The organism is Candidatus Phycosocius bacilliformis, assembly GCF_003112735.1.
Classification (GTDB): Bacteria; Pseudomonadota; Alphaproteobacteria; order Caulobacterales; family Aquidulcibacteraceae; genus Aquidulcibacter; species Aquidulcibacter bacilliformis.
This window is the reverse complement of record NZ_BFBR01000007.1, coordinates 119990-144613: the sequence shown is the minus strand read 5'-3', so window position 1 is coordinate 144613 and position 24624 is coordinate 119990. Positions and strand designations below refer to the sequence as shown.

The following is a 24624-nucleotide window of genomic DNA, read 5'->3' as shown; positions in this document are numbered from 1 at the left end:
CGGCTGACCATTTTGGTTGAGGCCCTATCTTTGAGGTTCTGATGTTCCCCACCCCCGCTTATGCACAAGCTGCCGGCAGCACAGCGGCCGCCGGTCCTGAAGTCATCATCATGCAGCTTTTGCCTTTGGTGATGATCCTGGTGGTCTTTTATTTCTTGCTGATCCGCCCACAGCAAAAGCGGATGAAGCAACATGCAGAAATGCTCGGTGCCATCCGGCGCGGCGATAGTGTCGTCACATCTGGTGGCATTTTGGGTAAGGTTACGAAAGTGGCCGATGATGAAGTCACAGTTGAAATCGCCCCCAATGTGGCGGTTCGTGTGGTGAAATCCACCATCAGCCAAGTACAAGGCAAGGGCGAGCCGGTTGTCGCCAATGATGCCAAATCCTAAGTGAGACCCACCCACGTCGGGCTGATCCCGGCGTGCGGTTGCCAAAGGGCTAGATTGACGTGTTACATGTTGCGCGCTGGCGAATTCTCGCCGTCCTCATTGTGTCCCTCTTAGGACTGATCTTTGCATTGCCCAATGCGCTGCCTCAATCGGTGCGCGATGGATTGCCAAGTTTCCTGCCCAACAAGACCGTCAATCTCGGCCTCGATTTGCAAGGCGGGTCCTACCTGATGTTCGAGGTGGAATCCCAAGTCGTCTACAAGGCGCGCTTGGAAGCTGTGGCAGATGATTTGTCACGCGAATTGCGCGGTCAACGCCGTCCCGGCGAATTGGGCGCATCTAAGACCCCGATCCTGTTTTCCGGTCGCGGCCTCTCGCCTGAAGGCGATGTGGTGCGTGTCACCATCGAAAATGCTGCAGATGTACCAGAAGCCCGCAAGCGGATTGAAGCCCTTGCTGCCCCAGTCATTGGCCTGTCGGGTACCTCGAGCGGTTCAGACCTCGACATTCGTACCACCCCGGGCAATGTGCTGGAAATCCGCCTGACGGAAGAAGCCAAAGTCTCGATGACACGCCGGGCGGTCAGCCAGTCGATCGAGGTGATCCGCCGCCGGATTGATGAAACTGGCACCAAAGAACCTGCCATCACCCGTCAGGGTGTGGACCGCATCGTGGTGCAAGCCCCTGGCGAAAGCGATCCTGAGAAGCTGAAGCGTCTGGTTGGCCAGACGGCTCGCCTGACCTTCCAAATGGTGGACGAAAGTGTTTCGCCAGCAGAGGCCGCTGCAGGCCGGATCCCGCCAGGCTCTGTCCTGCTGCCACAGCCCGGCCAACCCAATGAGCCATTCGTCTTGGTGCGTCGTCGCGCTTTGGTGACGGGTGACAATCTGACCAAAGCCGATCCGGGCTTTGACCAGCGCACGGGTGAGCCTTCGGTGACTTTTCAGTTTGACGGGGCCGGGTCGCGGGCATTTGGTCGGGCCTCGACTGACAATGTCGGCCGCCGCTTTGCCATTGTGCTGGACGACAAGGTGCTCTCTGCCCCAGCCATTCGTGAACCTATTCTGGGTGGCAGCGGCCAGATCACAGGCAGTTTTACCATTGAAAGCGCCAATGAACTGGCGACCTTGCTGCGGGCAGGGGCTCTGCCCGCCCCGCTGAAAGTGATGGAGCAACGCACGGTGGGTCCCGAGCTTGGCCGGGATTCAATCAATGCCGGGGCATTGGCTGGCGTGATCGCCATGCTGTTGATCGTTGCCTTTATGATCCTCGCCTATGGCTTCATTTTTGGTGGCATCGCGATCTTGGCACTTGCCATCAATCTGGTGCTGATTATTGCTGCTATGACGGCGGTGGGGGCAACTTTGACCCTGCCCGGCATCGCAGGCCTGATCCTGACCATTGGTGCGGCGGTGGATGCCAACGTGCTGATCTATGAGCGGATGCGGGAAGAAGAATTGGCTGGTCGGTCAACCGCTTTGGCCATTGATGCCGGGTTCAAACGTGCGATCGTGACCGTCCTCGACGCCAATGTGACCGCGCTTCTGACTGCCCTCATCCTGTTCTATTTCGGCGCAGGCCCCGTTCGCGGCTTTGCCTGGACCTTGTCGATCGGGGTTGTCACCTCGCTCTTCACCGCAATCTTGATGACACAAGTGCTGGTCGCAAGCTGGTACTGGCGCGTCAAACCCAAGCGCCTGCCGATCTGAGGAAGACGACCATGAAGTGGCCCTTTATCAAAATCATCCCGAAAAACACCAAGTTTGGGTTCGTCCGGTTCTCAATCCCTGCCGCGATTGTATCGGTGGTGCTGTGCATTGCCTCGCTGGTATCGTGCTTTACCCTCGGCCTGAATTTCGGGATCGACTTCAAAGGTGGCACCGTGGTTGAGGCTGTTTGGAACAAGCCGATCAATCTGGCCGAAGTGCGCGAGCGGGTTGGCAATATGAACCTGCGCGATGTTGGGGTTCAGGATTTCCAAGAACCCAATCAGGCGATGATCCGCTTCCTGCCACCAGAAGGGGCTGATGCGTCGGCCACTGTGGATGCTGTTAAGGCCGAATTGCGCTCGATTATGCCCGGCGTCACTTTCCCGCGAGTGGAAGTTGTGGGGCCAAAAGTCTCTGAGGAATTGGGGGTCAATGGCGCTTTGGCGCTTGGTATCGCCATTATTCTGGTGGTGATCTACATCTGGACACGATTTGAATTGCAGATGGGTTTTGGCTCCATCGTCGCCTTGGCCCATGACATCATCCTGACTTTGGGTTTCATGTCGGTCACCCAGCTCGACTTCTCTTTGACCACGATTGCAGCCCTATTGACCATTATCGGCTATTCGATGAATGACACTGTGGTGGTGTTCGACCGGATGCGCGAAAACATGCGCAAATACAAAAAGATGAACTTTGGCGAAATCATTGATCTGTCGACCAATGAGACATTGTCGCGCACCATCATCACCGCTTTGACCACTTTCCTTGCTTTGTTGGGTCTGACCGTGGTCGGCGGTGAGACCATGCAAGTCTTCACCATCATCATGCTGTTTGGTGTGTTCATCGGCACCTATTCGTCGATTTATGTTGCTGCACCCGTGCTGATGTTGTGGCCGCCCAAGCGTGGGGGCGAGGCGGCTGCTGCCAAGGCCGCCGTGGACGCCCGGCCCTAGGTCCGATGTTGCTGGTGCCGTCATCTGGCAAAGGTCGTCCGTTGATTACGGCTTATGGTGCTGGCGGGTTCCGCTTTGGCTTGGAGACAGGGGATAAGCGGATTGAAGGCTCGGTTCTCATGTTGGCGGATGAACCTGAAGTCTGGGGTCCACGCACTCTCAGCGACCTCAACGGCGATGGCTTAGCCCGTTATCTGGCCCCCATTGTAGCCCTGTCTGGCAAAGTTGAGTTTGTGTTGTTTGGCTCGGGTCCTGATCTGGTTCCGCCCCCGCCCGGGCTGCGCGATCACTTGACCAATGCGCGCATCGGTTTGGAGATGATGGCCACACCTGCCGCCTGCCGGACCTATAACCATCTGGCCAGCGAAGGGCGCCACTTTGCAGTGGCAATGTTGCCAATTGCGTGACAAGGCCGGGAAATAAGTTACATAAGGGCCTATCGATGCCAAAGCACACGAGGGGTTCTTATGGGCGCACTTCTTTCTAACTTCCGGAATACAGTCATCGTCAGTGTCGTGCTGGCGATCGCCTTGATCGCGATTTTCGCCGGTCAGCCGAACAATACGGCTGGCAATCTGCATGAATTGCTGGGCCATGCTGCCATGCGCTGGCTGCATGTCTTCTTTGGTATCTTGTGGATCGGCTTGCTCTATTACTTCAATTTCGTCCAGATCCGCACCATGCCGAAAATTCCCGACGAGCTGAAGCCAGCAGTCGGCAAGTTCATCGCGCCTGAAGCCCTGTTCTGGTTCCGTTGGGCTGCCGTTGGCACCCTCGTAACGGGCATTCTGGTGGCCGGGGCACGCGGCTATCTGGTTCAAGCCCTGACGCTCAATGCCGGCAATGGATTTGCCTTGGATGACGGCCATGTCTTTATCGGGATCGGCATGTGGCTGGCCATCATCATGTTCATCAATGTGTGGTTCGTGATCTGGCCAAACCAGAAGATCGCGCTGGGTCTGGTCGATGCGCCTGCTGAAGCCAAGCCAAAGGCTGCCCGCACGGCCATGTTGTTCTCGCGCACCAATTTGCTCTTGTCCCTGCCGATGCTGGTAGCCATGAGCATGCGCCAGACCATGTGGGGCTGACGTTTACAGCCCAGAGCTTATACCGGGTGGGGGCCTCTTGAGCCCCCGACCAATCTTCTCCGCGGCCCGCCTCTGTGCGGGCCGCTTTTATGAGAGCCATTCATGATCAACCTCAGTCCTGACCTGATCGAGCAGGCAGCCCAGGTCGCACCCGACCAGACGCTGGCTACCAGTTTTCTGGCTCCCCAAGCCCGACCTGGCATGATTAGTCTCATTCTGTTTGGCCATGAAGTGGCACGTGCGCGTGCTGTGGTATCAGAGCCGATGCTAGCGGCGATCCGCTTACAATGGTGGCGCGAGGCGCTTGATGAGATTTATGGCAGCCGCCCTGTACGGGCCCAACCCATCGCCCAAGGGCTGGCGGCAACGATCCACCACCACAGCCTGCCGCGGGTTTGGTTTGATAGCTTCATCGACGGTTTTGACGTCGAACAAGACCCAAGCCCTTTTGCCACATGGGATCAGCTTCTCGATCACGCCGACCAAACTTGTGGCGCATTCAATCGCCTGGCCTTGCTGATTGCCGGGGCACCCGCGATTTCCACGCCGCTCGACGCGGTTGCCCGCCAGACTGGCATCATGTGGCGCGTGTGGGACTTGCTGGCCCAGTGGCCGCGCTGGACTGCACGCCGCCAGCTCTGGTTGCCGACAGAGGCACAATCGGATCTTGATGTGGAAGCGGTGTTTGCAGGCAAGCCCAGTCCCGCCCTTGCTCTTGTTTTGGAGCAAGCCTGCCAGCTGGTTTTGGCTGCAAGGCGCGCTGCCAATCAAGCCTGTGCTCAAGCTGACTTTGATCAAGCCTTTCCGGCTATCGCCTTTGCGGCGCTTGCCGGGCCTTATGCGCGCCGCTTTACCCGCTTGGGCGATCCTTTCCGGCAAGTGGCGAATTTGCCCTTGCTGGAACGTCAGCTTCGTTTGGTCTGGGCTGTGGCCCGCCAGCGTGTATGAGGGGGCAGTCCAACAGGCGCATCAGCGACTATTTTCGTCGGCATGGGTTAAACGCTTCTTCGGGCTCTTGTCTCACTAACCGGCCGTCCCGGTTGCAGGACCCAACCCAGCTATCGTGGCGACCCTGGTTCCTGCGGGGAAAGATAGAGATAAATCGCGCGGTGGCGGCTGCCGGGTAAGGGTTGGCCTAAGCGGCAATGGGTGACTTTCACATCGCGCACATAAGCATGGTCATGGGCCACACCAATCAGGCCAAAGCCTTGGCTGACCGTATTGCCCAACAGACCGCCACAGCGGACCCGCGTGACATTGCCATAATTCTGGAATTGCTGCATCGCGCCGTCCCACGGGGCCACCCCGAAGTCACCCAACACGACTACCGGGCCGTCTTGATCCCCCGCCCGGACTGCGGCGCGGTTGAGTTGGGCCTCACGCGCGGCTTGCACACCCTCCTGCCCGCGTGAGGGCGGTGGCCGGGTTGCAAGAATGGTCAGATCACCTGCTTGGGTTCGAATGGTCGTGGGCTCGCCGGGCACAGTGGCAGATTGCCAGCGCCCCCGCGTGAGCACACCAATGCTGGTCGGGTCGCCAGCGAGTGGTGCCTCAATCAGCCTCCAGCCCTTGGTTTCGGCAAGGCCTTTGAGATTGGCAGGTGCTTCACCCACCAGAACCAGATTGGCTTTGCGCCGTTCTGCCTCGGCCAGAACTTTCTCAAGGGCGTCGGGCTGTCCCCGCAGATTGGCCCACGAGACCACAGCCGAAGACACAGCACCACCCTTGGGAGCCTCACCCAAGGCCGGTAGAATGACCATAAGGTTCAAAGCCGCAACCAGGCCGGACACAATGGCAAAACCCCGCGCCCTTATGCCAGCCCAAGACAATGTGGCGACAATTGAACACACAATCCAATACCAGCGATAGCCGGATGCGGCGTCAAACGGATAACCAAGCGGGGCTGCAAAAGACAAGAGGGTGAAAAAGACGGCGACGGCAAGGAAAATGGTTCCAGCCCCCCGCGCCATTAAGCGTTGGATGTGCTTGCGGCGACCTGTCGGGCTGCGCCGCATGTTGGCGCGGCGGCGGGCCGTTGCAGACGTGCCACCTGGTCGATCGGTCCGCACTGCATCAGATTGCTGGCTCTGCCAGATTGGTTTGGGTGCAGGGGCAGCGGCGGGTTCACCCGCGGGCTCGTCCCCAACGGTTTGATCCGTGGTCGGCGCGGACTCCTCACCCCAATCGGCGTCATCGTCATGCCAGTTCGTGTCTGGGGCCACATCTTCATTCGCGAGGGCGTGATCCTTTGTCGCCGCCAGCGCTTCTTCTGGCACGTCAGTGTTTAGATTGACGTCGCTGTCCGGCGCAGAGCCAAAGACAACATGGTCATGAGCCTCGTTTGGTTCGCCAATTTCCGATGGTTCGGACAGCGCGGTCTGTGCCGGCTCGGCCGATCCTGGGTTTGCTGCTGGTGTCGACCATTTTTCCATCCAATCCAACAGGCTGGGTTGTGCTGGGGTCACGGGCGCATCACGCGTGGTGTCGGGTATCACCGGCGCATCTTGCATCACAGGCTCGATCACTGGATCGAGCTCTGGTTCGTCAAACACGCTGCGGTCAGGGTCAAGCGCCCGGGTAAGCGGCGGCGGGCTCATGACGGGATCTTCGCGCACCGTCCTGCCCAGAAGCGGGTCATAATCATCATCTGGCTCGTGCCCGGGCCCCAGCCGCAAGATCGGTTTGACCATGAATACCCGACTCTCTTATCCGCCGAACCAAGATGGCACGCCTATGGTTAGCCGCTTGTCCGGCAAGATATGCCTGACACTGCCCGCCCCGAACCCCGGCTACCTTTACGGAAACAGGGGCTCCATCGTCAATCCTGCTGATTCAGGCAGACCAAAGGCCACATTCATGTTTTGGATCGCCTGTCCCCCTGAGCCTTTGACCAGATTATCGATCACGCCAACCACAATCACCCGTCCGGGAATGCGGTCTGGGAAGACGGCCAAAATGCACAGATTGGACCCTCGCACCCAGCGTGTGTCAGGAGAGGCCCCCTTAGGAGCCAGTTTCACAAAGCTTTCGTCCTGATATCTCTGGGCCAGAGCTTCCCGCACATCCTCAACGCTGGCACCTTCGGCCAGCTTTAGATGGCAGGTGACTAATTCCCCGCGCGCCATAGGTACCAGATGCGGGGTGAAGTTAACCCAGACTTTGGCCCCGCTGGCTTGGGACAATTGCTGCTCAATTTCTGGCGCGTGGCGATGATTGCCGACACTATAGGCATGTAGCCCTTCTGCTGTCTCACAAAACAGATTGGCTTCCTTCAATCCGCGCCCGGCACCAGACACGCCTGACTTGGCGTCGACAATAATATCCTCTGTTTGAACCAGCTTGGCTTCAACAAGTGGTTGGATCGCCAACAAGGTCGCCGTGGGATAGCAACCCGGACAAGCAATGACGGGCGGCTTGGCTTGAAGGGCAGGGCGGGCAAGTTCGGTTAGGCCATAGACCGCTGTGCGGGTCTTGTCCGGATGGGCATGGCTGCGGGCATAGACTTGGGCATAAAGCTCTGGGTCGCGAAAACGGAAATCGGCTGAGAGGTCAATGACGGTGACATGGGGCGGTAATTCGCCCAGCAATTCTTCACTCGCGCCATGAGGCAAGCAGCCGAAGGCCACATCGACCCCGTCCCAATTGACATCCTCAGCCTTAATCAATGTGCGATCGGCAAATGGGTGCAAATGCGGGAACAAATCGCCCAAGCTCCGCCCAGCTTGGGCATTGGCCGTAATCGGTCCGACGCGCACATGGCCGTGGTGGGCCAAAAGGCGGATCGTCTCGGCACCAGTATAGCCAGAGGCACCAAGGATGGCAGCATTTAGGGTCTGGGTGGTCATGGGATTTGCCTTCAAAGTCCAAAACGAAAACGGGCGGCCCGCTAAGGCCGCCCGCTCGAAACATGAGAGTGTCTGTCGCGTAGGTCTTAGCGCTTGGAGAACTGGAAGCTGCGGCGTGCTTTCGCGCGGCCATACTTCTTGCGTTCCACCACGCGGCTGTCGCGGGTCAGATAGCCAAATGGCTTCAGAACTGGGCGCAGGCCGGGTTCAAAGCGGGTCAAGGCGGTTGCGATGCCATGACGCACAGCACCAGCTTGGCCTGACAGACCGCCGCCCTTCACCGTGGCGATCACGTCGAACTCAGTTGCACGGTCGGTCACCTGCATGGGCTGGTTGATCACCATGCGCAGCACGGGACGGGCGAAATAAGCGCCTTGGTCCTTGCCATTGATCGTGATCTTGCCGGTACCACGCTTCACCCACACGCGGGCGATGGCGCTTTTGCGCTTGCCGGTCGAATAGGCGCGGCCCAGCGAGTCGATCTCAGGCTCGCGGACAACCACTTCCACCACGGCTTCACCGCCACCCATGGCAGCGAGATCTTCGAAGCTCTTTGCTACTTCTTCCATTATGCGGCCCCGACGTTTTTGCGGTTACGACCCTTGAAATCCACCACTTCGGGGGACTGGGCCTCATGTGGGTGTTCTGCACCGGCATAGACGCGCAGCTTGCCGAATTGGGCACGCGCCAGCGGGCTTTCCTTGGGCAACATGCGCAGCACGGCCTTTTCCAGCACGCGCTCTGGGAAGCGACCGCCCAGAATGCGGGCTGCCGTGGCTTCCTTGATGCCGCCGGCATAGCCGGTGTGATGGTAATAAACCTTGTCACGCAGCTTGTTGCCGGTGAACACGACTTTGTCGGCGTTGATGACGACGACATGGTCACCAACATCGGCATTGGGAGTGAAATCAGGACGGTGCTTACCGCGCAAACGCATGGCGATGAAGCTTGCAAGGCGGCCGACCACGGCCCCTTCGGCATCGACCACGATCCATTTGCGGTCAGCTTCGTGCGTCTTGGCACTGAAGGTCTTCATGGAGTAGGTTCCAAATGAACAAGACCGCCCGGGAGGGGCGGCCACTTGAGAGCCGCGCTTCTAGGCAAGTCGATACAAGCTGTCAACAGGACTACTGAAATTGGCGTAAAATCAGACTGTTAAGGATATGGTATCATAATACCGCAATGTGATTGGGTGTCATTTGGGCCTGACTTATTCCCGCAACCGCAAAGGAATAGCGTTGGCACCGCCCACATTATTGCCAACCCCGACTGGGACGGGCACGGGTGAACCTTGATACTGTGAGTTGATCACCAATTGCGCTGCATTGCTGGTGATCAGCCGGTTAGCCACAATAACACTCCATTGCGACGCTTCTCCAACATTGCCGGGCGCATCCACCAGAAGGTGGGAATTGGGCATATAAATGGTGCCCAAGAGTTCATCGACATTGCGTGACAAGAAGCTAATGCCGGCAGCATTGGTATCGCTTGTGACGATGACAAAACCCGCCCAATTGCCGGATTGACGCCCGCGCAAAGATACAGTGGCGGTGTCGCGCACCGTCAATCCGCCGTCGACGAACAGCATCACGGCATCTTGGCTCTCGAGCCGCGATCGTTCGGTGATGAAACTGCTGGAGCAGAAATAATGGTCACCCGGCAATAACTTCATCACCGAGTCACCGCGCATGACAAATTGGGTTTTGTGCATGCCGGGTCTCAGCGTCAATGTCCCGGTCCGCCACACATCCGTGCCGCCGTCCGGGACTTTGTTGCACGGTTTTGGAGGCGAGATAGTTCGGTCTTGGAAGGGATCGGTTATCCGCAATGCGCCAATGTTGGCCACAGGGTCGGTGCTGCCGCCACGAATGGCACCACTGGTCCGCACAGTGCCCGCTTGTATGCGAGCATTGTTGGTCATGACGATGTCGCCGTTTGCGTGAACAACGCACCCCCGCGCCACGACACTGCTTGTGCCATTTCCAGAGATGGCATTCGAGGATGTATCAACATTCTGACCTAGAATGCAGAGGGGCTGACGTACAAGATTTTCGGCCACCGCCCGCACCCGGATGTGAAAGCCCCCTGGGGGAACCAAATCGCCGAAAAATGAGGGGCGGATGGCCTCACCATCAATACTAAACTCACCCTCTTTGTCGACACGAGCCTGAAAGCGAACGCGCGCCCGGCGGCTGTAGTCGCCGACCTGGCCGATGGCAAACCTTTCAGCAAAACTGGTGGCGCTGCGCTGACTTGATCCGGCTACCATCAAATCCCGCGCCCCGGCCAAGGCTGCCGCATCTGCCGCAGCTTGCATCAATGTCCGTTCCTGAGAAACAGACACCATCTCAATGGCGATAACGATGGCGATAGCGCTGGGTGTTACCAGTAGTGCAGTCAACAGGCTGAGATTGCCACGCGCCTCTGTCCGGATTTGCCGCTTTCGCACCTGCGGCGCGGATAAAATATCAAATAACGCAAACAATGACATTTATCCTGACAATCCAGTCAAAAACAAAACAGGATAATACAAGGCCTCAATTGTAGAAAAATTAATTCAGCCTGCCTCAATTTATCGGTTTGGCTGCGCCAACAACAATTCCAATCTTGATCGTGCCTGTCGACTGCCGGTGACGAGTGTAAACATCTTCACACCAAGCCGCAGCGTTTTCAGCAACTGAATCCATTCTCTCCCATTGAATGGGGCTAAATCCCATGTTATCCCATCCGCTTACTGCTTTGGGGGCGGCATGCGATTTGTCTCGACTTATGATGCGGGGTTGGATGAGAAGCGGCGGGTCACACTGCCTGCTGATTTCCGCTCCAGCTTAAGGTCGGGACGCGATGGGGCCGACCATATCCGCGTCTGGCCAGGCGATGGCGGCTGGTTAGAAGCAGCAGACGATGATTTCATTGCGGCATTGTCGCAGTCTGCTGAGGATTTGGCCCAGGATGACCCCGAAGCAGCAGAGGCTGCAACTTTGGCTATTCTGGGTGGCTCCCGCAAACTGGCGCTCGATGGGGCGGGGCGTATTGTCTTGCCGGAGGCTTTTGTCGCCCACGCTACATTGGGTGATCGTGTCAGTTTTATCGGCCTTGGTCCTTATTTCCGCATCGCAACGCCTGAGATAGCTGCCTCGATGGCGCACGCGGCGCGCGACCGAACCGCCCCAACCAAAGCCCGCATCTTCGCCATGGCCCGTCGCAAAGTGCGCGAGGGGGGTGCGGGATGAGTGGGCATGTACCAGTGATGTTGCCTGAAGTCCTCGAAGCCTTGGCCCCGCAAGCGGATCAGGTGATTGTCGATGGCACGTTCGGCGGGGGCGGATATAGCCGCGCAATTCTGGCCGCAGCCCCGTGCCGGGTTATTGGTCTTGACCGCGATCCAGATGCGGTGGCGCGCGGGCATTTGTTGGCGCAGGAAATGCCCAGCCGGTTCACCATGGTTGAGACCCAGTTCTCCCGGCTCGATGAGATCGACCATCCTATCGATGCCGTGGTGCTCGACATTGGTGTCTCATCTTTCCAAATTGATCAGGCGGAGCGTGGTTTCTCATTCATGCAGGATGGGCCATTGGACATGCGAATGGGCAAGGATGGTCCCAGTGCTGCAGATGTGATTGCCCAGTTGAGCGAGGCCGAATTGTCCGCTTTGTTCCATCATTATGGTGAAGAGCGGGAGGCACGCCGGATCGCACGGGCCATTGTCACTGACCGTGTTGACAAGCCCTATCTGCGGACCTCGGAACTGGCGGGTGTGGTGGCCCGGGTCATTGGTCGCAAACATCACGACGGCATTCATCCAGCCACCCGCGTGTTCCAAGCGCTGCGCATTTACGTCAATGATGAAATTGGTGAGCTTGAAAAGGCATTGGTTGCCGCCGAGGCGATTTTGCCGGCAGGCGGGCGGCTGGTCGTGGTGAGTTTCCATTCCCTTGAGGATCGCGCGGTCAAGACCTTTTTGGCTGAGCGCAGCAAAGCGGCCAGTGGATCGCGCCACACACCCACGCTGACAGGTCCTGCTGCCAGCTTCGATTTGATCACCCGCAAGCCTGTGGTGGCCAGTGACGCCGAGATTGCAGCAAATCCGCGTGCACGGTCTGCCAAATTGCGCGCTGCGATCCGTACCTGCGCCCCTGCGCGCCCACGCCCAATCAGCGGCCTGCGCGGGGTGCCGACCCTCGACCAGATTCGGAGGGCTGCATGACGCTGACACGCACCCATTTGTTCGGCTTTCTCGGTCTCGTGGCGCTGGCCTTCATTCTGTATTGGGCCAAGGCAGAGGCTCAGGCTGTTCGTGAACATGTGCTGGTGTTGCAGAATGACGTGGATGCAGAACGCCGTGCCGTCCGCACATTGGAGGCAGAATTGGCATGGGTGGAGCGGCCTGATCGCTTGGAGGCCGCCGCCGGCAAAATGGGGATGCAACCTGTTGCCGCCACCCGCATGGGTGATCTGACGCTTCTGGATGAGGCCGCGCCTTTGCGGGCCGCCGCGACACCCGCCAGCACGCCGCAATCTGCTGTTCCAGCAAATTCTGCTGTTCATTTGCCGCCACAAAAGGGCACGACCGCCCAACCAGATGCCAAGCCCGCCTCGTCGGCCACTGTTGCGGTGGGTCGATGACGGATCTGCGCCAGCCTGAAGCCACAGTTGAATGGCCCCGACCCACCCCGCGGGATCAAGGCGGGGTTGGCACAATGAAGGGCCGCACCATTGCCCTTGCCGTGGCCTTCATTGCAGGCTTTGGTCTGTTAAGTTTGCGCGCCATCCAAATTGGCTTGTTCCGTCCAGTTGATGAGGCCGCGACCGCTGCGCGCGCCGCTGCAGCCCCGCCATCTAAGCGCGCCGACCTTGTCGACCGCAATGGCCAGTTGCTGGCTACCTCGCTGGTGGCGCATTCGCTCTATGCTGACCCCAAGCGGATCTGGGATCCCGTTGAAACGGCCAAGGCGCTGCGGACTGTCTTTCCAGAAATGGACGAAGCCAGCCTGATTGAGAAATTGTCGAGCCGCTCTCGCTTTGTCTGGATCAAGCGCCGCCTGACACCGAAGCAAAAGCAGGCTGTTTGGGAATTGGCTCAGCCTGGTCTTGAGTTCATTGAAGAGGCTGAACGCATCTATCCGCTCGGCCATTTGGCTGGACATGTGATCGGTTCCATGCATCCCGATGGGTCTGGTATCAATGGGATTGAGCGGGCTTTGAATGACCGGTTGACCACCGGAGCGGGGACCGAGCCCGTGCGTCTGTCGCTAGACATGCGCGTGCAATATCTGGTCGAGACCGAACTCGCCCAAGCGGCTACGGCGTTCCGGGCCGAGGGTGGGGCCGCGATCATGCTGGATGCCAAAACCGGGGAAGTGATTGCCTCGGCGTCCTGGCCCTTCATGGATCCCAATCGGCCAGAGGCCAATACACCCAATCAACAGAATAATCGGGTGACCAATTCGCGGTTTGAAATGGGTTCGACCTTTAAGGTCTTTACCGTGGCGATTGGTCTTGAAGATCGGGTGATCACGCCGGAGTCGGTTTTTGATGCCCGCGCGCCCATGCGCATTGGTCGGGAATTGATTTCTGATTTCCACGCCATGAACAAGATCGTCTCGGTTTCCGAGATCCTTGCTCATTCTTCCAATATCGGCACGGTCCGCATCGCCCGATCAGTGGGAGCCCCGCGGGTTCGCGAGTTCTTCTCTCGCCTCGGCTTGATGGAGGCTGCCGGCGGTGAATTGCTTGAGAATGCCCGGCCCATTCTGCCAAAGCGTTGGAGCGAGATTACGGCGGCGACCGCGTCGTTCGGCCACGGAATTGCCGTCTCGCCGATGGCAGTGGCGGGGGCTTATGCGGCGGTGTCCAATGGCGGCCATTATATTCGCCCAACCTTTATTGCCCGCGACCCCACAGTCCCGGTGGCAAGCCGAAATGTGATTAGTCCAGCCACCTCCACCACGCTGGTCAAGCTGATGCGCGATGTTGTCACCAATGGCACCGGCAAGAATGCCGATGCGGAAGGCTATGAGGTGGCGGGTAAGACTGGTACCGCTGAAAAGGCGGGGCCAAATGGCTATGATTCCAATCGGCGCGTGTCGAGTTTTGCAGGCGTATTTCCCGCGCGCGATCCCCGCTATGTGGTTGTGTTCTTGCTGGATGAGCCCAAGGGCTACGCCCAGTCCGGTGGCGTTGCCACCGCCGCTTATGCCGCCGCTCCTTCGGTCTCGCGCATCATTTCCCGTTCCGCGCCGCTTCTGGGGATTGCACCAACGCGCACGTTAGCGCAGATGGACGCGCCAACCGGGCGCGCTGATCCGGGCGCGTCTTCACCATCATCACGTCCGTCGCAGAAAGCGGCGCAGGGGGAGCCATGAAACTCGCCGATCTCCTTGACCTTGGGTCTGGACATCCTGATGCCAATCTTTCCATCTCCGGTCTGTCTTCAGACAGTCGCAAGACCAAGCCGGGGGATTTGTTTGCAGCCTTAACCGGGTCGCAAAGCGATGGCCGCGCCTATGTTGATCAAGCGGTGGCCGCAGGCGCTGTGGCGGTGCTGGCAGAGCCGGGCTTGCCACCTTGTGGCGTACCCGTCATCGAAGTCCCTCATGCACGGGCTGCCTTGTCGCGAGCAGCATCGCGGTTTTACCCCCGCCAGCCTGATTGTGTGGTTGCCATTACCGGCACCAATGGCAAAAGCTCAACAGTCGATTTTCTGCGCCAGATCTGGGCCCAAGCTGGCCGATCGGCTGCCAGTGTCGGCACCTTGGGGGCCATCGGACCAAAGGGACGGATTGATCTGGGTTTCACCACGCCTGACCCGATCTCCCTGCACGCCACGCTGCAGAACCTTGCCGATGAGGGCATCACACATGTGGCCATGGAAAGTTCATCCCATGCGCTGGACCAGCGCCGCATGCATGGCGTGCGTTTGGCCGCGGCTGGCTTTTCCAATCTGACCCAAGATCATCTCGATTATCATGGCACAATGGAAGAATATCGCCGGGCCAAGCTGCGACTGTTCAATGATCTTCTGGCCACTGGCCAGCCTGCCATCGTGAATGCCGATGCGGCCGAGGCACCGGCCTTTGAGCAAGCTGCCAAGGATCGGGGTCTTGATCTGAAACTGGTCGGCTGGCGGGGTGATTTCCTCAAGATTGAGGAATTATGGCCCAAGCCTGCGAGCCAGCGGGTGGATTTGCGCTTTGCGGGCAAGACCTATCCGGTGGAGATCCCGCTGATTGGTGAGTTCCAGGCTCTGAATGCGGTGATGGCTGCTGGCTTTGCGCTATCATTGGGCGAGGATCCCGCCAAAGTCTTTGCCGGGCTTGCTGGATTGAAAACCGTCAAAGGCCGGATGGAACACATCGGCAGCACCGAAGATGGTGCCCATGTGTTTGTCGATTACGCCCATACCCCTGATGGTCTTGATGTGCTGTTGCGCGCTGCCCGCCCCCATGCTCCGGGCCGGGTTGTGTTGGTGTTTGGTTGCGGCGGCGACCGTGACAAGGGCAAGCGCCCGCAAATGGGGGCACTCGCAGCCAAATATGCCGATGTGGTGATTGTGACCGACGATAATCCACGCACCGAAGATGCCGCCCAAATCCGCCGCGACGTGCTGGCCGGTTGCCCCAATGCGCGTGAGATTGGTGATCGGGGGGAGGCCATTGCCCATGCCGTTGGCCTGTTGTCGAAGGGGGATTGTTTGCTGATCGCTGGCAAAGGCCACGAGACTGGTCAATTGGTGATGGGTCAAGTTCTGCCGTTCTCTGATCAGGAATCGGCAGCCGCCGCCTTGCTGGCACGGGGAGGTAGCCTTGACTGAGCCCTTGTGGACATCTTCAGCCGCAGGCCTTGCCGTCATGGGCAAGGTTCAAGGCCAATGGGCCGTCAATGGGATTTCAATTGACAGTCGCGCTGTGGAACAAGGCGATCTGTTCGTGGCCCTTAAGGCTGAGCGCGATGGTCATGCTTTTGTGGCCAATGCACTGGCTGCCGGGGCTGGGGCGGCGCTGGTCAGCGACCCTAATTGCGCCCCGGAGGGTGCACCCCTGCTCATTGTGCCGGACACTCTTGTCGGGTTGGAAAATCTCGCCACCCAGGCCCGCCGCCGCAATGTGCTGGCGACACGTGTGGCCATTACGGGTTCTGTCGGCAAGACGACGGTGAAGGAAATGACGGCAGCAGCCTTATCGGCGACTGCCAAGACCCATCGTTCAGTCAAATCCTACAATAATCATTGGGGTGTACCCCTGACTTTGGCACGCATGCCCGCCGACGCCCGGTTTGGCGTGTTTGAGATTGGCATGAACCATGGCGGGGAGATTGCGCGCTTGTCGCCGCAGGTGCGTCCCCATATTGCCGCCATCACGATGGTTGCCCCCGTCCATATTGAGCATTTTGCCGATGAGACCGGTATTGCTGACGCCAAGGCAGAAATCTTCTTGGGCCTTGATCCGGGGGGCACGGCCTTGATCCCCGGGGAAAACACCCATGCGGTGCGCCTGGCTGCGCGCGCGCGCGACCGTGATGGGGTCACGCTCTTGACCTTCGGCATGCATGCTGGGTTTGACGCCCACATTGTCAGCATTGAGGAATTGGCCAGTGGCCGCAAAGTCACTGCCGATGTGATGGGTCAACGATTAAGCTGGTTTATTCGCGAACCTGGTGCCCATTGGGTTCATAATGGCTTGTGTGCCCTGACATTGGCCGTCCTAGCCGGTGGTGATGGCCAAGCCGCGGCGCATGCGTTGTCAGAGTTTGGCGCGATTGACGGACGTGGCGTTTCCCGCCCGATCAGTCTTGCTGCCGGGGGCTTCTTCGTGCTGGTGGATGAGGCCTATAACGCCAATCCAGCCTCGATGGCCGAGGCCATTACCACCTTGGCTGGCAGGCCAGGTCTGCGCCGGATCGCCGCCTTGGGTGATATGCTGGAACTGGGCGTGCATGAGAACATCTATCATGCCGGGCTGGCAGAGCCGATCGCCGCCGCCTCGATTGATCTGGTCTATTGCGCCGGACCACGCATGAAGCATTTGTGGGATGCGTTACCCGCATCCCAGCGCGGTGCTTATGCCGAGACGGCAGCCGCACTTGCCCCCATTTTGGCCGACGCCGTCCGCGAGGGCGATGTGGTTATGGTCAAAGGTTCCAACGGCTCCAGAATGGCTGAGGTGGTACGCGCCCTGCAGGCCTTGGATGTCCAGCCAGGAGATCGTTGATGCTCTACGAATTGCTGCATCCCCATTTCAATATCTTCACCTATCTGACCTTCAGAACGGCTGGCGCAGTGGTCACCGCTGCCCTGATCTTGTTCGTTTTTGGCAAGCCGATGATTGGCTGGCTGCGTGTCCGCCAAGGCAAGGGCCAACCCATCCGGACCGAAGGCCCAGAAACCCATTTTAAGAAGGCTGGCACCCCCACCATGGGTGGGGCGATGATCCTATTGTCGATCTTTGTCGGTGCGCTGCTGTGGGCCGATCTCAAGAACCCCTATGTTTGGATCGTGCTGGGCGTGACAGCGGGCTATGGGTTTATCGGCTTCCTGGATGATTATGCTAAGGTCGCCAAGCAAAAGACCGACGGGGTTTCCTCTCTCCTGAGGTTGGCCGGGGAATTCGTCATTGCTTTCATCGCGGTCTATTTCATCGCCCAGTTGCAGAATGCAGGTGATAATGCCCCACCTGGATTTGGCACATCCATCGCCTTTCCATTCTTCAAGGATTTGTTGCTCAATCTGGGATGGTTCACCCTCATTTTCGGCATGATTGTGGTGGTGGGCTTTGGTAATGCCGTGAACATGACCGATGGACTTGATGGTCTGGCCATTATGCCGGTGATGATTGCCTCAGCCACATTTGGTCTGATCGTCTATCTGGTTGGCAATTTCGTCTTTGCCAATTATCTCCAGCTTCATTTCGTCCAAGGGGTTGGCGAAATCGCCATTATCCTCGGTGCTGTGCTGGGGGCTGGTTTGGGCTTTTTGTGGTGGAACGCGCCACCGGCCCAGATCTTCATGGGCGACACAGGTTCGCTTGCCTTGGGTGGCCTGTTGGGGATCACCGCCGTTGCCACCAAGCATGAGTTTGTGTTGGCCATTGTCGGCGGGTTGTTCGTACTCGAACTGGTCTCTGTCATCGTGCAAGTGACCAGCTTCAAGCTGACCGGCAAGCGGGTGTTCCGTATGGCCCCGATCCACCATCATTTTGAAAAACTGGGCTGGAGCGAGCCGACCGTGGTGATCCGTTTCTGGATCATTGCAACCGTGCTGGCGCTAATCGGTTTGACCACATTGAAACTGCGCTGACTTTAGAAAGAAGGTAAGCCGATGTTCCCTGTCACCACATTCAAAGGCCGGAAAGTTGCTGTTTTTGGTTTGGCACGCACAGGGATCGCAGCCGCTCTGGCGCTGAAAGCCGGCGGGGCGACTATTTTGGCGTGGGATGATGGGGAGGCTGGTCGCGCAGCTTCTGTGGCCGCGGGCCTTACCCCCATTGACTTGCGGGATTGCGATTTTTCGGAGCTGGCCGCTTTGGTCATGAGCCCGGGAGTCCCGCTTTATGGGCCCAAGCAGCACTGGAGTGTCGCGAAAGCGGAAGCTGCGGGTGTGCCAGTGATCGGGGATGTGGAATTATTCGCCCGTGAACTTAACGCCATCCCCGAAGACCAAAGGCCGCTGGTGGTTGCCATCACCGGCACCAATGGCAAGTCCACCACCACGGCCCTCATCGCCCATATCCTGTCTTCGTGCGGCAAGGACGTGCGAATGGGCGGCAATATCGGCACCGGCGTTTTGGCGTTGGACCCACCACGACCTGACGCCATTTATGTGTTGGAACTGTCCTCTTACCAGCTTGATTTGGTCGACAGCTTACGGGTGAAGGCTGCTGTTCACCTCAATCTGACTCCTGATCATTTAGAGCGCCATGGCACGATGGAGCGTTATGCCGCGGCCAAGCGTCGGATTTTTAACAATCAGACCTCTACGGATTGGGCTATTGTCGGGGTCGATGATGATTGGGGCATGGCGCTCTGCACCCGCATGAACGCCGGGGGTGGGCGTGTGGTTGTCCCCATATCGGCGGTTCAAGCCTTGGGCAAAGGTGTATGCGCGCTGGGTACCATGCTGTGGGACAATCTGGATGGACGCAGTCAGATGGTGGTCGACCTCGCCCACGCCCATGCGCTACCAGGCGCACACAATGCGCAAAATGCTGCCGCAGCCTATGCTGCAGCCCGCGCCTTGGGCTTAAGTCCCCATGCCATTACCAAGGCGCTGATCAGTTTCCCGGGGCTAGAGCACCGCTTGCAAGAGGTGGGCGCGATTGGGCCAATCCGCTTCTTCAACGATTCCAAAGCGACCAATGCCGACGCCGCAGCCCAGGCCCTGCAAGCATTCCCCAAGCTGCGCTGGATCGTCGGCGGGCAGGCCAAGACTGGCGGAATTGACAGCCTTGCACCTTTCTTTGACCGCGTTACCAAAGCCTATTTGGTTGGTGAAGCCGCCGAGGCTTTTGCCCAGACGCTTGATGGCCATGTTGCCTATGACGTGTGCGGCACCATCAAGATGGCCACCGCCAAAGCCTATGAAGATGCCCGCCAGACTGAGAGCGAAGAAATCATCGTTCTGTCGCCAGCCTGTGCCAGCTTTGATCAATTTCCTGACTTTGAGGCCCGCGGACGGCATTTTACCGCATGCGTGAAAGAACTCGTTAACTGTGATCATGGCCTATCGGCAGACATTGAGTCCGCCGTCGAAACGGCCTGACCGAGATCGTTTCAGCCGGAGCCCCCCATGGCGATGCTTGCCCCGACCCGCATGTCCCGCCCAGACCTGACCTTTGTGGCAGACTGGTGGCGCACCATTGATCGGCCCATCGTGATCTTGGCCGGGCTTTTGATGACCTTGGGGCTTGTGTTTAGCTTTGCGTCGTCGGGCGCTGCGACCGGCCGCCTTGGTTTCAGCAATGAGTATTTCTTTGTCCTGCGCCAAGCGATGTTTGTGGTCGTCGGGGCCTGCGTGGTCGTCGCATTGAGCTTTTTGAGCCCGACTGGGGCACGCCGGGCCGCGGCAATCTTTTACCTGATGGCGCTGGTCTTAATGGCTTATATTTTCATGTTTGGACATGAAGCCAAAGGGGCGCAACGCTGGCTGCGGATTGGTGGCTTTTCGTTCCAGCCGTCAGAATTACTCAAGCCCGCATTAATCGTGCTCGCGGCTTGGCTGTTTTCAAAACGTATGGAATCTCCGAGCTTCCCAGCCGCCCGCATCGGGATGGCCATGTATCTCATTCCCGTTGCCATGTTGATCGCCCAGCCCGACATTGGCCAAACAGGGCTTTTGACCATCGCCTTCCTAACCGTTTTTATGATTTCTGGCATGTCGTGGGTCTGGATAGCCGCTTTTGGTGGGGCTGCTATTGTCGGAGGCAGCATCCTATTCTTTGCCTTTGAACATGTGCAAAAGCGGATTACTGGCTTCCTCAACCCAGAAGCAGGGGAAACCTATCAGACAGACCGAGCACTTGATGCCATTGCGGCAGGCGACTTTTTGGGCCGTGGCCCCGGCGAAGGCGAGATCAAGCACTTTTTGCCCGATGCCCATACAGACTTTATCTATTCAGTTGCCGCTGAGGAATTTGGCCTTCTGGCCAGTGTCGGTCTGGTGGTTTTGTTCTGCGCGCTGGTTGTGCGCGGCCTGATGATCGCCAACCGCCAAAGCGACAATTTCACCCAATTGGCCGCCACAGGTCTGTTTGCCTTGATCGGCTATCAAGCCGCAATCAATCTGGCCGTTAATCTCAATTTGATGCCGGCCAAGGGCATGACCTTGCCTTTCATTTCCTATGGGGGTTCGTCCATTCTGGGGTCAGCGGTGACGATTGGGCTTGCACTGGCCCTGACCCGTAAGCGGCCCGGGCAGGACTTGCGCAATGGCAAAGCGCAAGGGTGGGTGGGCTGGTAGGTCCGATTTTGTCGGGTAAGTGCAGCAAACCACCGTGTGAGCCGCTTCAATCTGCAACCAAGCTCGCCTAAAACACGGCCCTGTTTGTTAGATCAGGATTTAACCGCATCATGGGTCCTCTTGTCCTTATTGCTGCTGGTGGCACAGGTGGCCACATGTTCCCGGCCCGCGCCTTTGCTGACGCGATTGTCGCCCGCGGTGGCCGGGTTGCTTTGGTGACCGATCCGCGTGGCAAGCGTTACACCGAAGGCTTCCCGGCAGAAGAAGTCCTGATCTTGCCGGTGACCAATGCTGATGAAGGCGGCCTTAAGGGCAAGATTGATGCCGGCTTTGCCGTGATGAAAAGCCTCAATCTGGTGGGTCCTTTCATCAAGAGCCACGCGCCGTCCGCCATTGTCGGCTTTGGCGGCTATCCAACCTTTCCGGTCTTGTTCTCCAGCGGCAAAACCCCCGTCATTGTGCATGAACAAAATGCTGTTCTGGGTCGGGTCAACCGGCTGTTTCAGGGCAAGGCCATCTCGATTGCATCGGGCTTTGCCCAATTGGATGGGTTGGAGCATCCAGACAAGCATGCTGTGGTGGGCAATCCCGTGCGGCAAGCCATCGTGGATGCCCGGCTTGAAGGTTATCCGGATTTGTCGAGTGGCAATCTGCGCCTTCTGATCACGGGGGGTAGCCAGGGGGCACGTGTGCTTGGCACCATTGTTCCCCAAGCGATTGCCGCCCTACCTGAGCATTTGCGCGCCCGTTTGTTTGTGTCCCACCAAGTGCGCGAGGAACAATGTGACTTTGCCCGCGACACCTATCGGGAGGCCGGTGTGCAATGCGAGGTTTGGCCCTTCTTCAAAGACATGGCCGACAGATTGGCCAAATGCCATTTGGTAATTGGACGGGCAGGGGCCTCGACTGTCTCAGAAACAGCTGTCGTCGGTCGGCCCGCCATTTTGGTCCCACTGCCCGGTGCCACCAATGATCACCAGACTTTCAATGCCAAGGCACTGGCCAGCGTTGGGGCCGCTGATGTACTGGCCGAGAGTGACTTTACTGTCGATGCCTTGGTCCATCTGTTGGAAAATCGCCTCACGGCACCTGACGAGCTACAAAAGCGGGCGCGCGCAGCCCGCTCTGTTGGTAAGCCCGATGCGGCAGACGCTTTGGCCGATCTGGTCTTCGCGGCCATGCAACAAGCGCCACAGGATGCCCTGTGAACCACGGCTTGCTAAGCCTTCTCATTTGATCCAAGTCTGCGACCCTCACCCTTCATAAGGCAGTCCCCATGCGCACCAATTCCATCCCCCTTGATATCGGCGCGATCCATATTGTCGGGATCGGCGGGATTGGGATGAGTGGGATTGCCGAAGTGCTAGCCCATTGGGGCCATAAGGTTCAGGGCTCGGACGCCAAGGATAGCGCCAATCTCGACCGCCTGCGCAAGGCAGGCATTCAAGTCTTTGTCGGCCATGAAGGGGCGCATGTGGCCGAAGCGGGGATTGTGTTGATCTCCTCCGCCGTCAAGCCCGATAATGTGGAAGTTGTGGCCGCCCGCGATCTCGGCATCCCCGTGGTACGCCGCGCTGAGATGCTCGCTGAACTCATGCGTCTGGGCTGGACCATTGCGGTGGGCGGTACCCATGGCAAGACAACGACCACCTCTATGGTCGCAACCCTTCTTGATGCGGCCGACAAAGACCCCACTGTGATTAACGGCGGGATTATTAATGCCTATGGCACCAATGCGCGGGTTGGCTCTGGCGATTGGATGGTGGTGGAGGCCGATGAAAGCGACGGAACCTTCACCAAATTGCGCCCCACCATTGCCATCGTCACCAATATGGATCCTGAGCATCTGGACTTTTATGGCACAGCCGAGGCGATGGAGGCAGCGTTTGAGACCTTTGTGGCGTCTGTGCCTTTCTATGGTTTTGCCGTGATGTGTATCGACCATCCAGGCGTGCAGGGGCTGGTCGCGCGTGCCACCGATCGGCGCGTGGTGACCTATGGCTTTAACCCGCAAGCCGATGTGCGGGCTTTAAACCTGGAGGCTGATCCAGATGGCTCGCGCTTCTCGGTTGCCTTTGCGGCCAAGCGTGGCAGCCCGGCGCATCAAATTGATGGCCTGCACCTGCCGATGCCCGGTCTACACAATGTCACCAATGCCTTGGCTGCGATCAGCGTGGCGCGCGAACTGGGCGCAAGTGATGCCCAGATTGCCAAAGGCCTGATGCAGTTTGAAGGCGTCAAGCGCCGCTTTACCAAAGTGGGCGAGTGGCAGGGTGTGCGCATCATTGATGATTACGGCCACCATCCGGTTGAGATTGCCGCCGTGCTGAAGGCCGCCCGTCAAGTCACGTCCGGCAAAGTGGTTGCAGTCGTCCAGCCGCATCGCTTTACCCGCTTACAGGCTTTGTTCGATGATTTCGCCCGCTGCTTCAATGATGCCGATGTGGTCGCCATTGCTGATGTCTATACAGCTGGCGAGGCCCCGATTGAGGGCGTGGACGCCGATGCCTTGGTGCGCGCCACCCGCGATCATGGCCATAAGCGCGCCTTGAAACTGGCCTCGCCTGACGATCTTCCCGCGCTCCTGAAGGCTGAGTGCACTTCCGGCGATATATTCGTCTGCCTCGGCGCGGGCGACATCACCGCTTGGGCGAATGGGCTGCAGGCGAAGTTGTAGGGACAACCACCATGCCAAATCCTTCTGACCTGCAAGTCTCCATCATTCCCGTCACGCCGTTTCAGCAGAACACCACCCTATTGTGGTCGCAGGCGACCAAGGAGGCAGTCTTTGTCGATCCCGGTGGTGAGGTGCCGCGCCTGTTGGGGGCGGTGCAGCATTTGGGGGTGAAGGTGGTGGCCATTTGGCTCACCCACGGTCATTTGGACCATGCTGGTGGGGCGCAGGAATTGTCGCGCACACTTGGCGTCGACATCATTGGCCCGCACGAGGATGATCAATGGCTGTTGGATGATATTGTCGCCCAATGGGCCAAATATGGTCAGACCTCAGGTTATGAAAACTGCGTGCCGACCCGCTATCTGAAGGACGGCGACACGCTAGAGCTCGCGGGGCATCAGTTTGACGTCGTCCACTGCCCCGGTCACACACCGGGCCATGTTGCCATCATCAATAAGGATGCCAAAATCGCCTTTGTCGGTGACCTGTTGTTCAAGGGTTCGATCGGGCGCACCGATTTCCCAAGAGGCAATTTCGACGATCTGGTTGCCTCCATCACTGGCAAACTCTGGCCCTTTGGCGATGATGTCCATTTCGTGCCCGGCCATGGCGAGATCAGCAATTTCGGCTGGGAGCGTAAGACCAATCCCTATGTAAGCGATCTGGCATTGGGTAGGGCATAGGGGTATCGAAACGCTTCGGGATAAAAAAAGATCCCCATCCCCACGATGTCATGGCCGCCGAAGCGTTAGCGCAGAGCGGGGACCTTGCGGGACCCTCCGGCACTAGGCCTAGGTTGGCGACTCGGCTGACGCAATCGGGGATGGCATCGTTCAAGGCTTTTTCTGTCTGGACCCATTTTGGTGGAAACCCTGTTTCACCAAAATGGATCTTCAAGCATGTCCGCGACATCTGGGTCGTCAAGTGCGCAGCTTTGCTGCGTCGCAAGCGATCCGTTTTCGAAGAAAACGGACACTTGACTACCCCGATGTCGCAGAAACAATT

23 protein-coding genes are annotated in these 24624 nt (G+C 58.5%); 18 read left to right on the top strand and 5 right to left on the bottom strand.

Annotation, left to right across the window (positions count from 1 at the left end; genetic code table 11):
* Positions 1-41: 41 nt before the first annotated feature.
* The 6 genes from yajC to PbB2_RS11890 all read left to right on the top strand — a co-directional run bounded on the left by yajC (position 42) and on the right by PbB2_RS11890 (position 5093).
* The gene (gene yajC / locus PbB2_RS11915) at positions 42-392 is read left to right on the top strand and encodes a preprotein translocase subunit YajC (protein WP_108985546.1); all 351 of its coding nucleotides are present in this window, start codon (positions 42-44) and stop codon (positions 390-392) included.
* 59 nt (positions 393-451) lie between these two features.
* A complete protein-coding gene (gene secD, locus PbB2_RS11910; RefSeq protein ID WP_108985545.1) occupies positions 452-2101 on the top strand; it encodes a protein translocase subunit SecD in 1650 nt (549 codons plus the stop codon).
* Positions 2102-2112: 11 nt separating this feature from the next.
* Positions 2113-3057 carry a protein translocase subunit SecF gene (gene secF / locus PbB2_RS11905; RefSeq protein ID WP_108985544.1) on the top strand — a complete coding sequence of 315 codons (945 nt, stop codon included), beginning with the start codon at positions 2113-2115 and terminating at the stop codon, positions 3055-3057.
* A gap of 5 nt (positions 3058-3062) precedes the next feature.
* The gene (locus PbB2_RS11900) at positions 3063-3464 is read left to right on the top strand and encodes an Mth938-like domain-containing protein (RefSeq protein ID WP_108985543.1); all 402 of its coding nucleotides are present in this window, start codon (positions 3063-3065) and stop codon (positions 3462-3464) included.
* Positions 3465-3524: 60 nt separating this feature from the next.
* The gene (locus tag PbB2_RS11895) at positions 3525-4145 is read left to right on the top strand and encodes a urate hydroxylase PuuD (protein ID WP_108985542.1); all 621 of its coding nucleotides are present in this window, start codon (positions 3525-3527) and stop codon (positions 4143-4145) included.
* A gap of 102 nt (positions 4146-4247) precedes the next feature.
* Positions 4248-5093, top strand: coding sequence for a squalene/phytoene synthase family protein (locus tag PbB2_RS11890; protein WP_108985541.1), 846 nt, complete (start codon positions 4248-4250; stop codon positions 5091-5093).
* A 110-nt stretch (positions 5094-5203) separates the two neighbouring features.
* Here PbB2_RS11890 and PbB2_RS11885 read toward each other — a convergent pair whose 3' ends face one another.
* From PbB2_RS11885 to PbB2_RS11865, 5 genes are all read right to left on the bottom strand, one after another.
* Positions 5204-6835, bottom strand: a complete 1632-nt coding sequence (locus PbB2_RS11885; RefSeq protein WP_108985540.1) for an endonuclease/exonuclease/phosphatase family protein — start codon at positions 6833-6835, stop codon at positions 5204-5206.
* A gap of 105 nt (positions 6836-6940) precedes the next feature.
* Positions 6941-7990, bottom strand: coding sequence for an N-acetyl-gamma-glutamyl-phosphate reductase (gene argC, locus PbB2_RS11880; RefSeq protein ID WP_108985539.1), 1050 nt, complete (start codon positions 7988-7990; stop codon positions 6941-6943).
* An 86-nt stretch (positions 7991-8076) separates the two neighbouring features.
* Entirely contained in the window at positions 8077-8559 is a 483-nt protein-coding gene (rpsI, locus tag PbB2_RS11875) for a 30S ribosomal protein S9 (RefSeq protein WP_108985538.1), read from the bottom strand.
* Positions 8559-9026 carry a 50S ribosomal protein L13 gene (gene rplM / locus PbB2_RS11870; protein WP_108985537.1) on the bottom strand — a complete coding sequence of 156 codons (468 nt, stop codon included), beginning with the start codon at positions 9024-9026 and terminating at the stop codon, positions 8559-8561. Before rplM ends, rpsI begins: the two co-directional genes overlap by 1 nt.
* A gap of 174 nt (positions 9027-9200) precedes the next feature.
* Complete coding sequence (locus tag PbB2_RS11865) at positions 9201-10481, bottom strand: pilus assembly protein TadG-related protein (RefSeq protein WP_108985536.1); 1281 nt, start codon at positions 10479-10481, stop codon at positions 9201-9203.
* 259 nt (positions 10482-10740) lie between these two features.
* Between PbB2_RS11865 and PbB2_RS11860 the strand changes: the two genes are divergently transcribed.
* The 12 genes from PbB2_RS11860 to PbB2_RS11805 all read left to right on the top strand — a co-directional run bounded on the left by PbB2_RS11860 (position 10741) and on the right by PbB2_RS11805 (position 24302).
* The gene (locus PbB2_RS11860; RefSeq protein ID WP_108985535.1) at positions 10741-11223 is read left to right on the top strand and encodes a division/cell wall cluster transcriptional repressor MraZ; all 483 of its coding nucleotides are present in this window, start codon (positions 10741-10743) and stop codon (positions 11221-11223) included.
* Positions 11220-12197 carry a 16S rRNA (cytosine(1402)-N(4))-methyltransferase RsmH gene (rsmH, locus tag PbB2_RS11855; RefSeq protein ID WP_108985534.1) on the top strand — a complete coding sequence of 326 codons (978 nt, stop codon included), beginning with the start codon at positions 11220-11222 and terminating at the stop codon, positions 12195-12197. The genes PbB2_RS11860 and rsmH overlap by 4 nt, the downstream gene beginning before the upstream one ends.
* Positions 12194-12616, top strand: coding sequence for a cell division protein FtsL (ftsL, locus tag PbB2_RS11850; RefSeq protein WP_108985533.1), 423 nt, complete (start codon positions 12194-12196; stop codon positions 12614-12616). Before rsmH ends, ftsL begins: the two co-directional genes overlap by 4 nt.
* The gene (locus PbB2_RS11845; RefSeq protein WP_108985532.1) at positions 12613-14355 is read left to right on the top strand and encodes a peptidoglycan D,D-transpeptidase FtsI family protein; all 1743 of its coding nucleotides are present in this window, start codon (positions 12613-12615) and stop codon (positions 14353-14355) included. Before ftsL ends, PbB2_RS11845 begins: the two co-directional genes overlap by 4 nt.
* Positions 14352-15803, top strand: a complete 1452-nt coding sequence (locus PbB2_RS11840) for a UDP-N-acetylmuramoyl-L-alanyl-D-glutamate--2,6-diaminopimelate ligase (RefSeq protein WP_108985531.1) — start codon at positions 14352-14354, stop codon at positions 15801-15803. Before PbB2_RS11845 ends, PbB2_RS11840 begins: the two co-directional genes overlap by 4 nt.
* Entirely contained in the window at positions 15796-17199 is a 1404-nt protein-coding gene (locus PbB2_RS11835; RefSeq protein WP_238164993.1) for a UDP-N-acetylmuramoyl-tripeptide--D-alanyl-D-alanine ligase, read from the top strand. Before PbB2_RS11840 ends, PbB2_RS11835 begins: the two co-directional genes overlap by 8 nt.
* A complete protein-coding gene (mraY, locus tag PbB2_RS11830; protein WP_108985529.1) occupies positions 17199-18284 on the top strand; it encodes a phospho-N-acetylmuramoyl-pentapeptide-transferase in 1086 nt (361 codons plus the stop codon). Before PbB2_RS11835 ends, mraY begins: the two co-directional genes overlap by 1 nt.
* Positions 18285-18305: 21 nt before the next feature.
* Positions 18306-19745 carry a UDP-N-acetylmuramoyl-L-alanine--D-glutamate ligase gene (gene murD / locus PbB2_RS11825; protein ID WP_108985528.1) on the top strand — a complete coding sequence of 480 codons (1440 nt, stop codon included), beginning with the start codon at positions 18306-18308 and terminating at the stop codon, positions 19743-19745.
* A 27-nt stretch (positions 19746-19772) separates the two neighbouring features.
* Positions 19773-20942: an FtsW/RodA/SpoVE family cell cycle protein gene (locus PbB2_RS11820; RefSeq protein ID WP_108985527.1), complete on the top strand. Its 1170-nt coding sequence runs from the start codon at positions 19773-19775 to the stop codon at positions 20940-20942.
* Between the two features lie 110 nt (positions 20943-21052).
* On the top strand, positions 21053-22150 hold the full coding sequence (locus PbB2_RS11815) for a UDP-N-acetylglucosamine--N-acetylmuramyl-(pentapeptide) pyrophosphoryl-undecaprenol N-acetylglucosamine transferase (RefSeq protein WP_108985526.1): 1098 nt from the start codon (positions 21053-21055) through the stop codon (positions 22148-22150).
* A 68-nt stretch (positions 22151-22218) separates the two neighbouring features.
* Positions 22219-23619, top strand: a complete 1401-nt coding sequence (murC, locus tag PbB2_RS11810; protein ID WP_108985525.1) for a UDP-N-acetylmuramate--L-alanine ligase — start codon at positions 22219-22221, stop codon at positions 23617-23619.
* 11 nt (positions 23620-23630) lie between these two features.
* A complete protein-coding gene (locus PbB2_RS11805; RefSeq protein WP_108985524.1) occupies positions 23631-24302 on the top strand; it encodes an MBL fold metallo-hydrolase in 672 nt (223 codons plus the stop codon).
* Positions 24303-24624 lie beyond the last annotated feature (322 nt).

Excerpts from the sequence above, each read along its gene's own strand:
- yajC (WP_108985546.1), top strand. The coding sequence starts at position 42 with ATGTTCCCCACCCCCGCTTATGCACAAGCTGCCGGCAGCACAGCGGCC.
- secF (WP_108985544.1), top strand. The coding sequence starts at position 2,113 with ATGAAGTGGCCCTTTATCAAAATCATCCCGAAAAACACCAAGTTTGGG.
- PbB2_RS11900 (WP_108985543.1), top strand. The coding sequence starts at position 3,063 with ATGTTGCTGGTGCCGTCATCTGGCAAAGGTCGTCCGTTGATTACGGCT.
- PbB2_RS11895 (WP_108985542.1), top strand. The coding sequence starts at position 3,525 with ATGGGCGCACTTCTTTCTAACTTCCGGAATACAGTCATCGTCAGTGTC.
- PbB2_RS11890 (WP_108985541.1), top strand. The coding sequence starts at position 4,248 with ATGATCAACCTCAGTCCTGACCTGATCGAGCAGGCAGCCCAGGTCGCA.
- PbB2_RS11885 (WP_108985540.1), bottom strand. The coding sequence starts at position 6,835 with ATGGTCAAACCGATCTTGCGGCTGGGGCCCGGGCACGAGCCAGATGAT.
- argC (WP_108985539.1), bottom strand. The coding sequence starts at position 7,990 with ATGACCACCCAGACCCTAAATGCTGCCATCCTTGGTGCCTCTGGCTAT.
- rpsI (WP_108985538.1), bottom strand. The coding sequence starts at position 8,559 with ATGGAAGAAGTAGCAAAGAGCTTCGAAGATCTCGCTGCCATGGGTGGC.
- rplM (WP_108985537.1), bottom strand. The coding sequence starts at position 9,026 with ATGAAGACCTTCAGTGCCAAGACGCACGAAGCTGACCGCAAATGGATC.
- PbB2_RS11865 (WP_108985536.1), bottom strand. The coding sequence starts at position 10,481 with ATGTCATTGTTTGCGTTATTTGATATTTTATCCGCGCCGCAGGTGCGA.
- PbB2_RS11860 (WP_108985535.1), top strand. The coding sequence starts at position 10,741 with ATGCGATTTGTCTCGACTTATGATGCGGGGTTGGATGAGAAGCGGCGG.
- rsmH (WP_108985534.1), top strand. The coding sequence starts at position 11,220 with ATGAGTGGGCATGTACCAGTGATGTTGCCTGAAGTCCTCGAAGCCTTG.
- ftsL (WP_108985533.1), top strand. The coding sequence starts at position 12,194 with ATGACGCTGACACGCACCCATTTGTTCGGCTTTCTCGGTCTCGTGGCG.
- PbB2_RS11845 (WP_108985532.1), top strand. The coding sequence starts at position 12,613 with ATGACGGATCTGCGCCAGCCTGAAGCCACAGTTGAATGGCCCCGACCC.
- PbB2_RS11840 (WP_108985531.1), top strand. The coding sequence starts at position 14,352 with ATGAAACTCGCCGATCTCCTTGACCTTGGGTCTGGACATCCTGATGCC.
- mraY (WP_108985529.1), top strand. The coding sequence starts at position 17,199 with ATGCTCTACGAATTGCTGCATCCCCATTTCAATATCTTCACCTATCTG.
- murD (WP_108985528.1), top strand. The coding sequence starts at position 18,306 with ATGTTCCCTGTCACCACATTCAAAGGCCGGAAAGTTGCTGTTTTTGGT.
- PbB2_RS11820 (WP_108985527.1), top strand. The coding sequence starts at position 19,773 with ATGGCGATGCTTGCCCCGACCCGCATGTCCCGCCCAGACCTGACCTTT.
- PbB2_RS11815 (WP_108985526.1), top strand. The coding sequence starts at position 21,053 with ATGGGTCCTCTTGTCCTTATTGCTGCTGGTGGCACAGGTGGCCACATG.
- murC (WP_108985525.1), top strand. The coding sequence starts at position 22,219 with ATGCGCACCAATTCCATCCCCCTTGATATCGGCGCGATCCATATTGTC.
- PbB2_RS11805 (WP_108985524.1), top strand. The coding sequence starts at position 23,631 with ATGCCAAATCCTTCTGACCTGCAAGTCTCCATCATTCCCGTCACGCCG.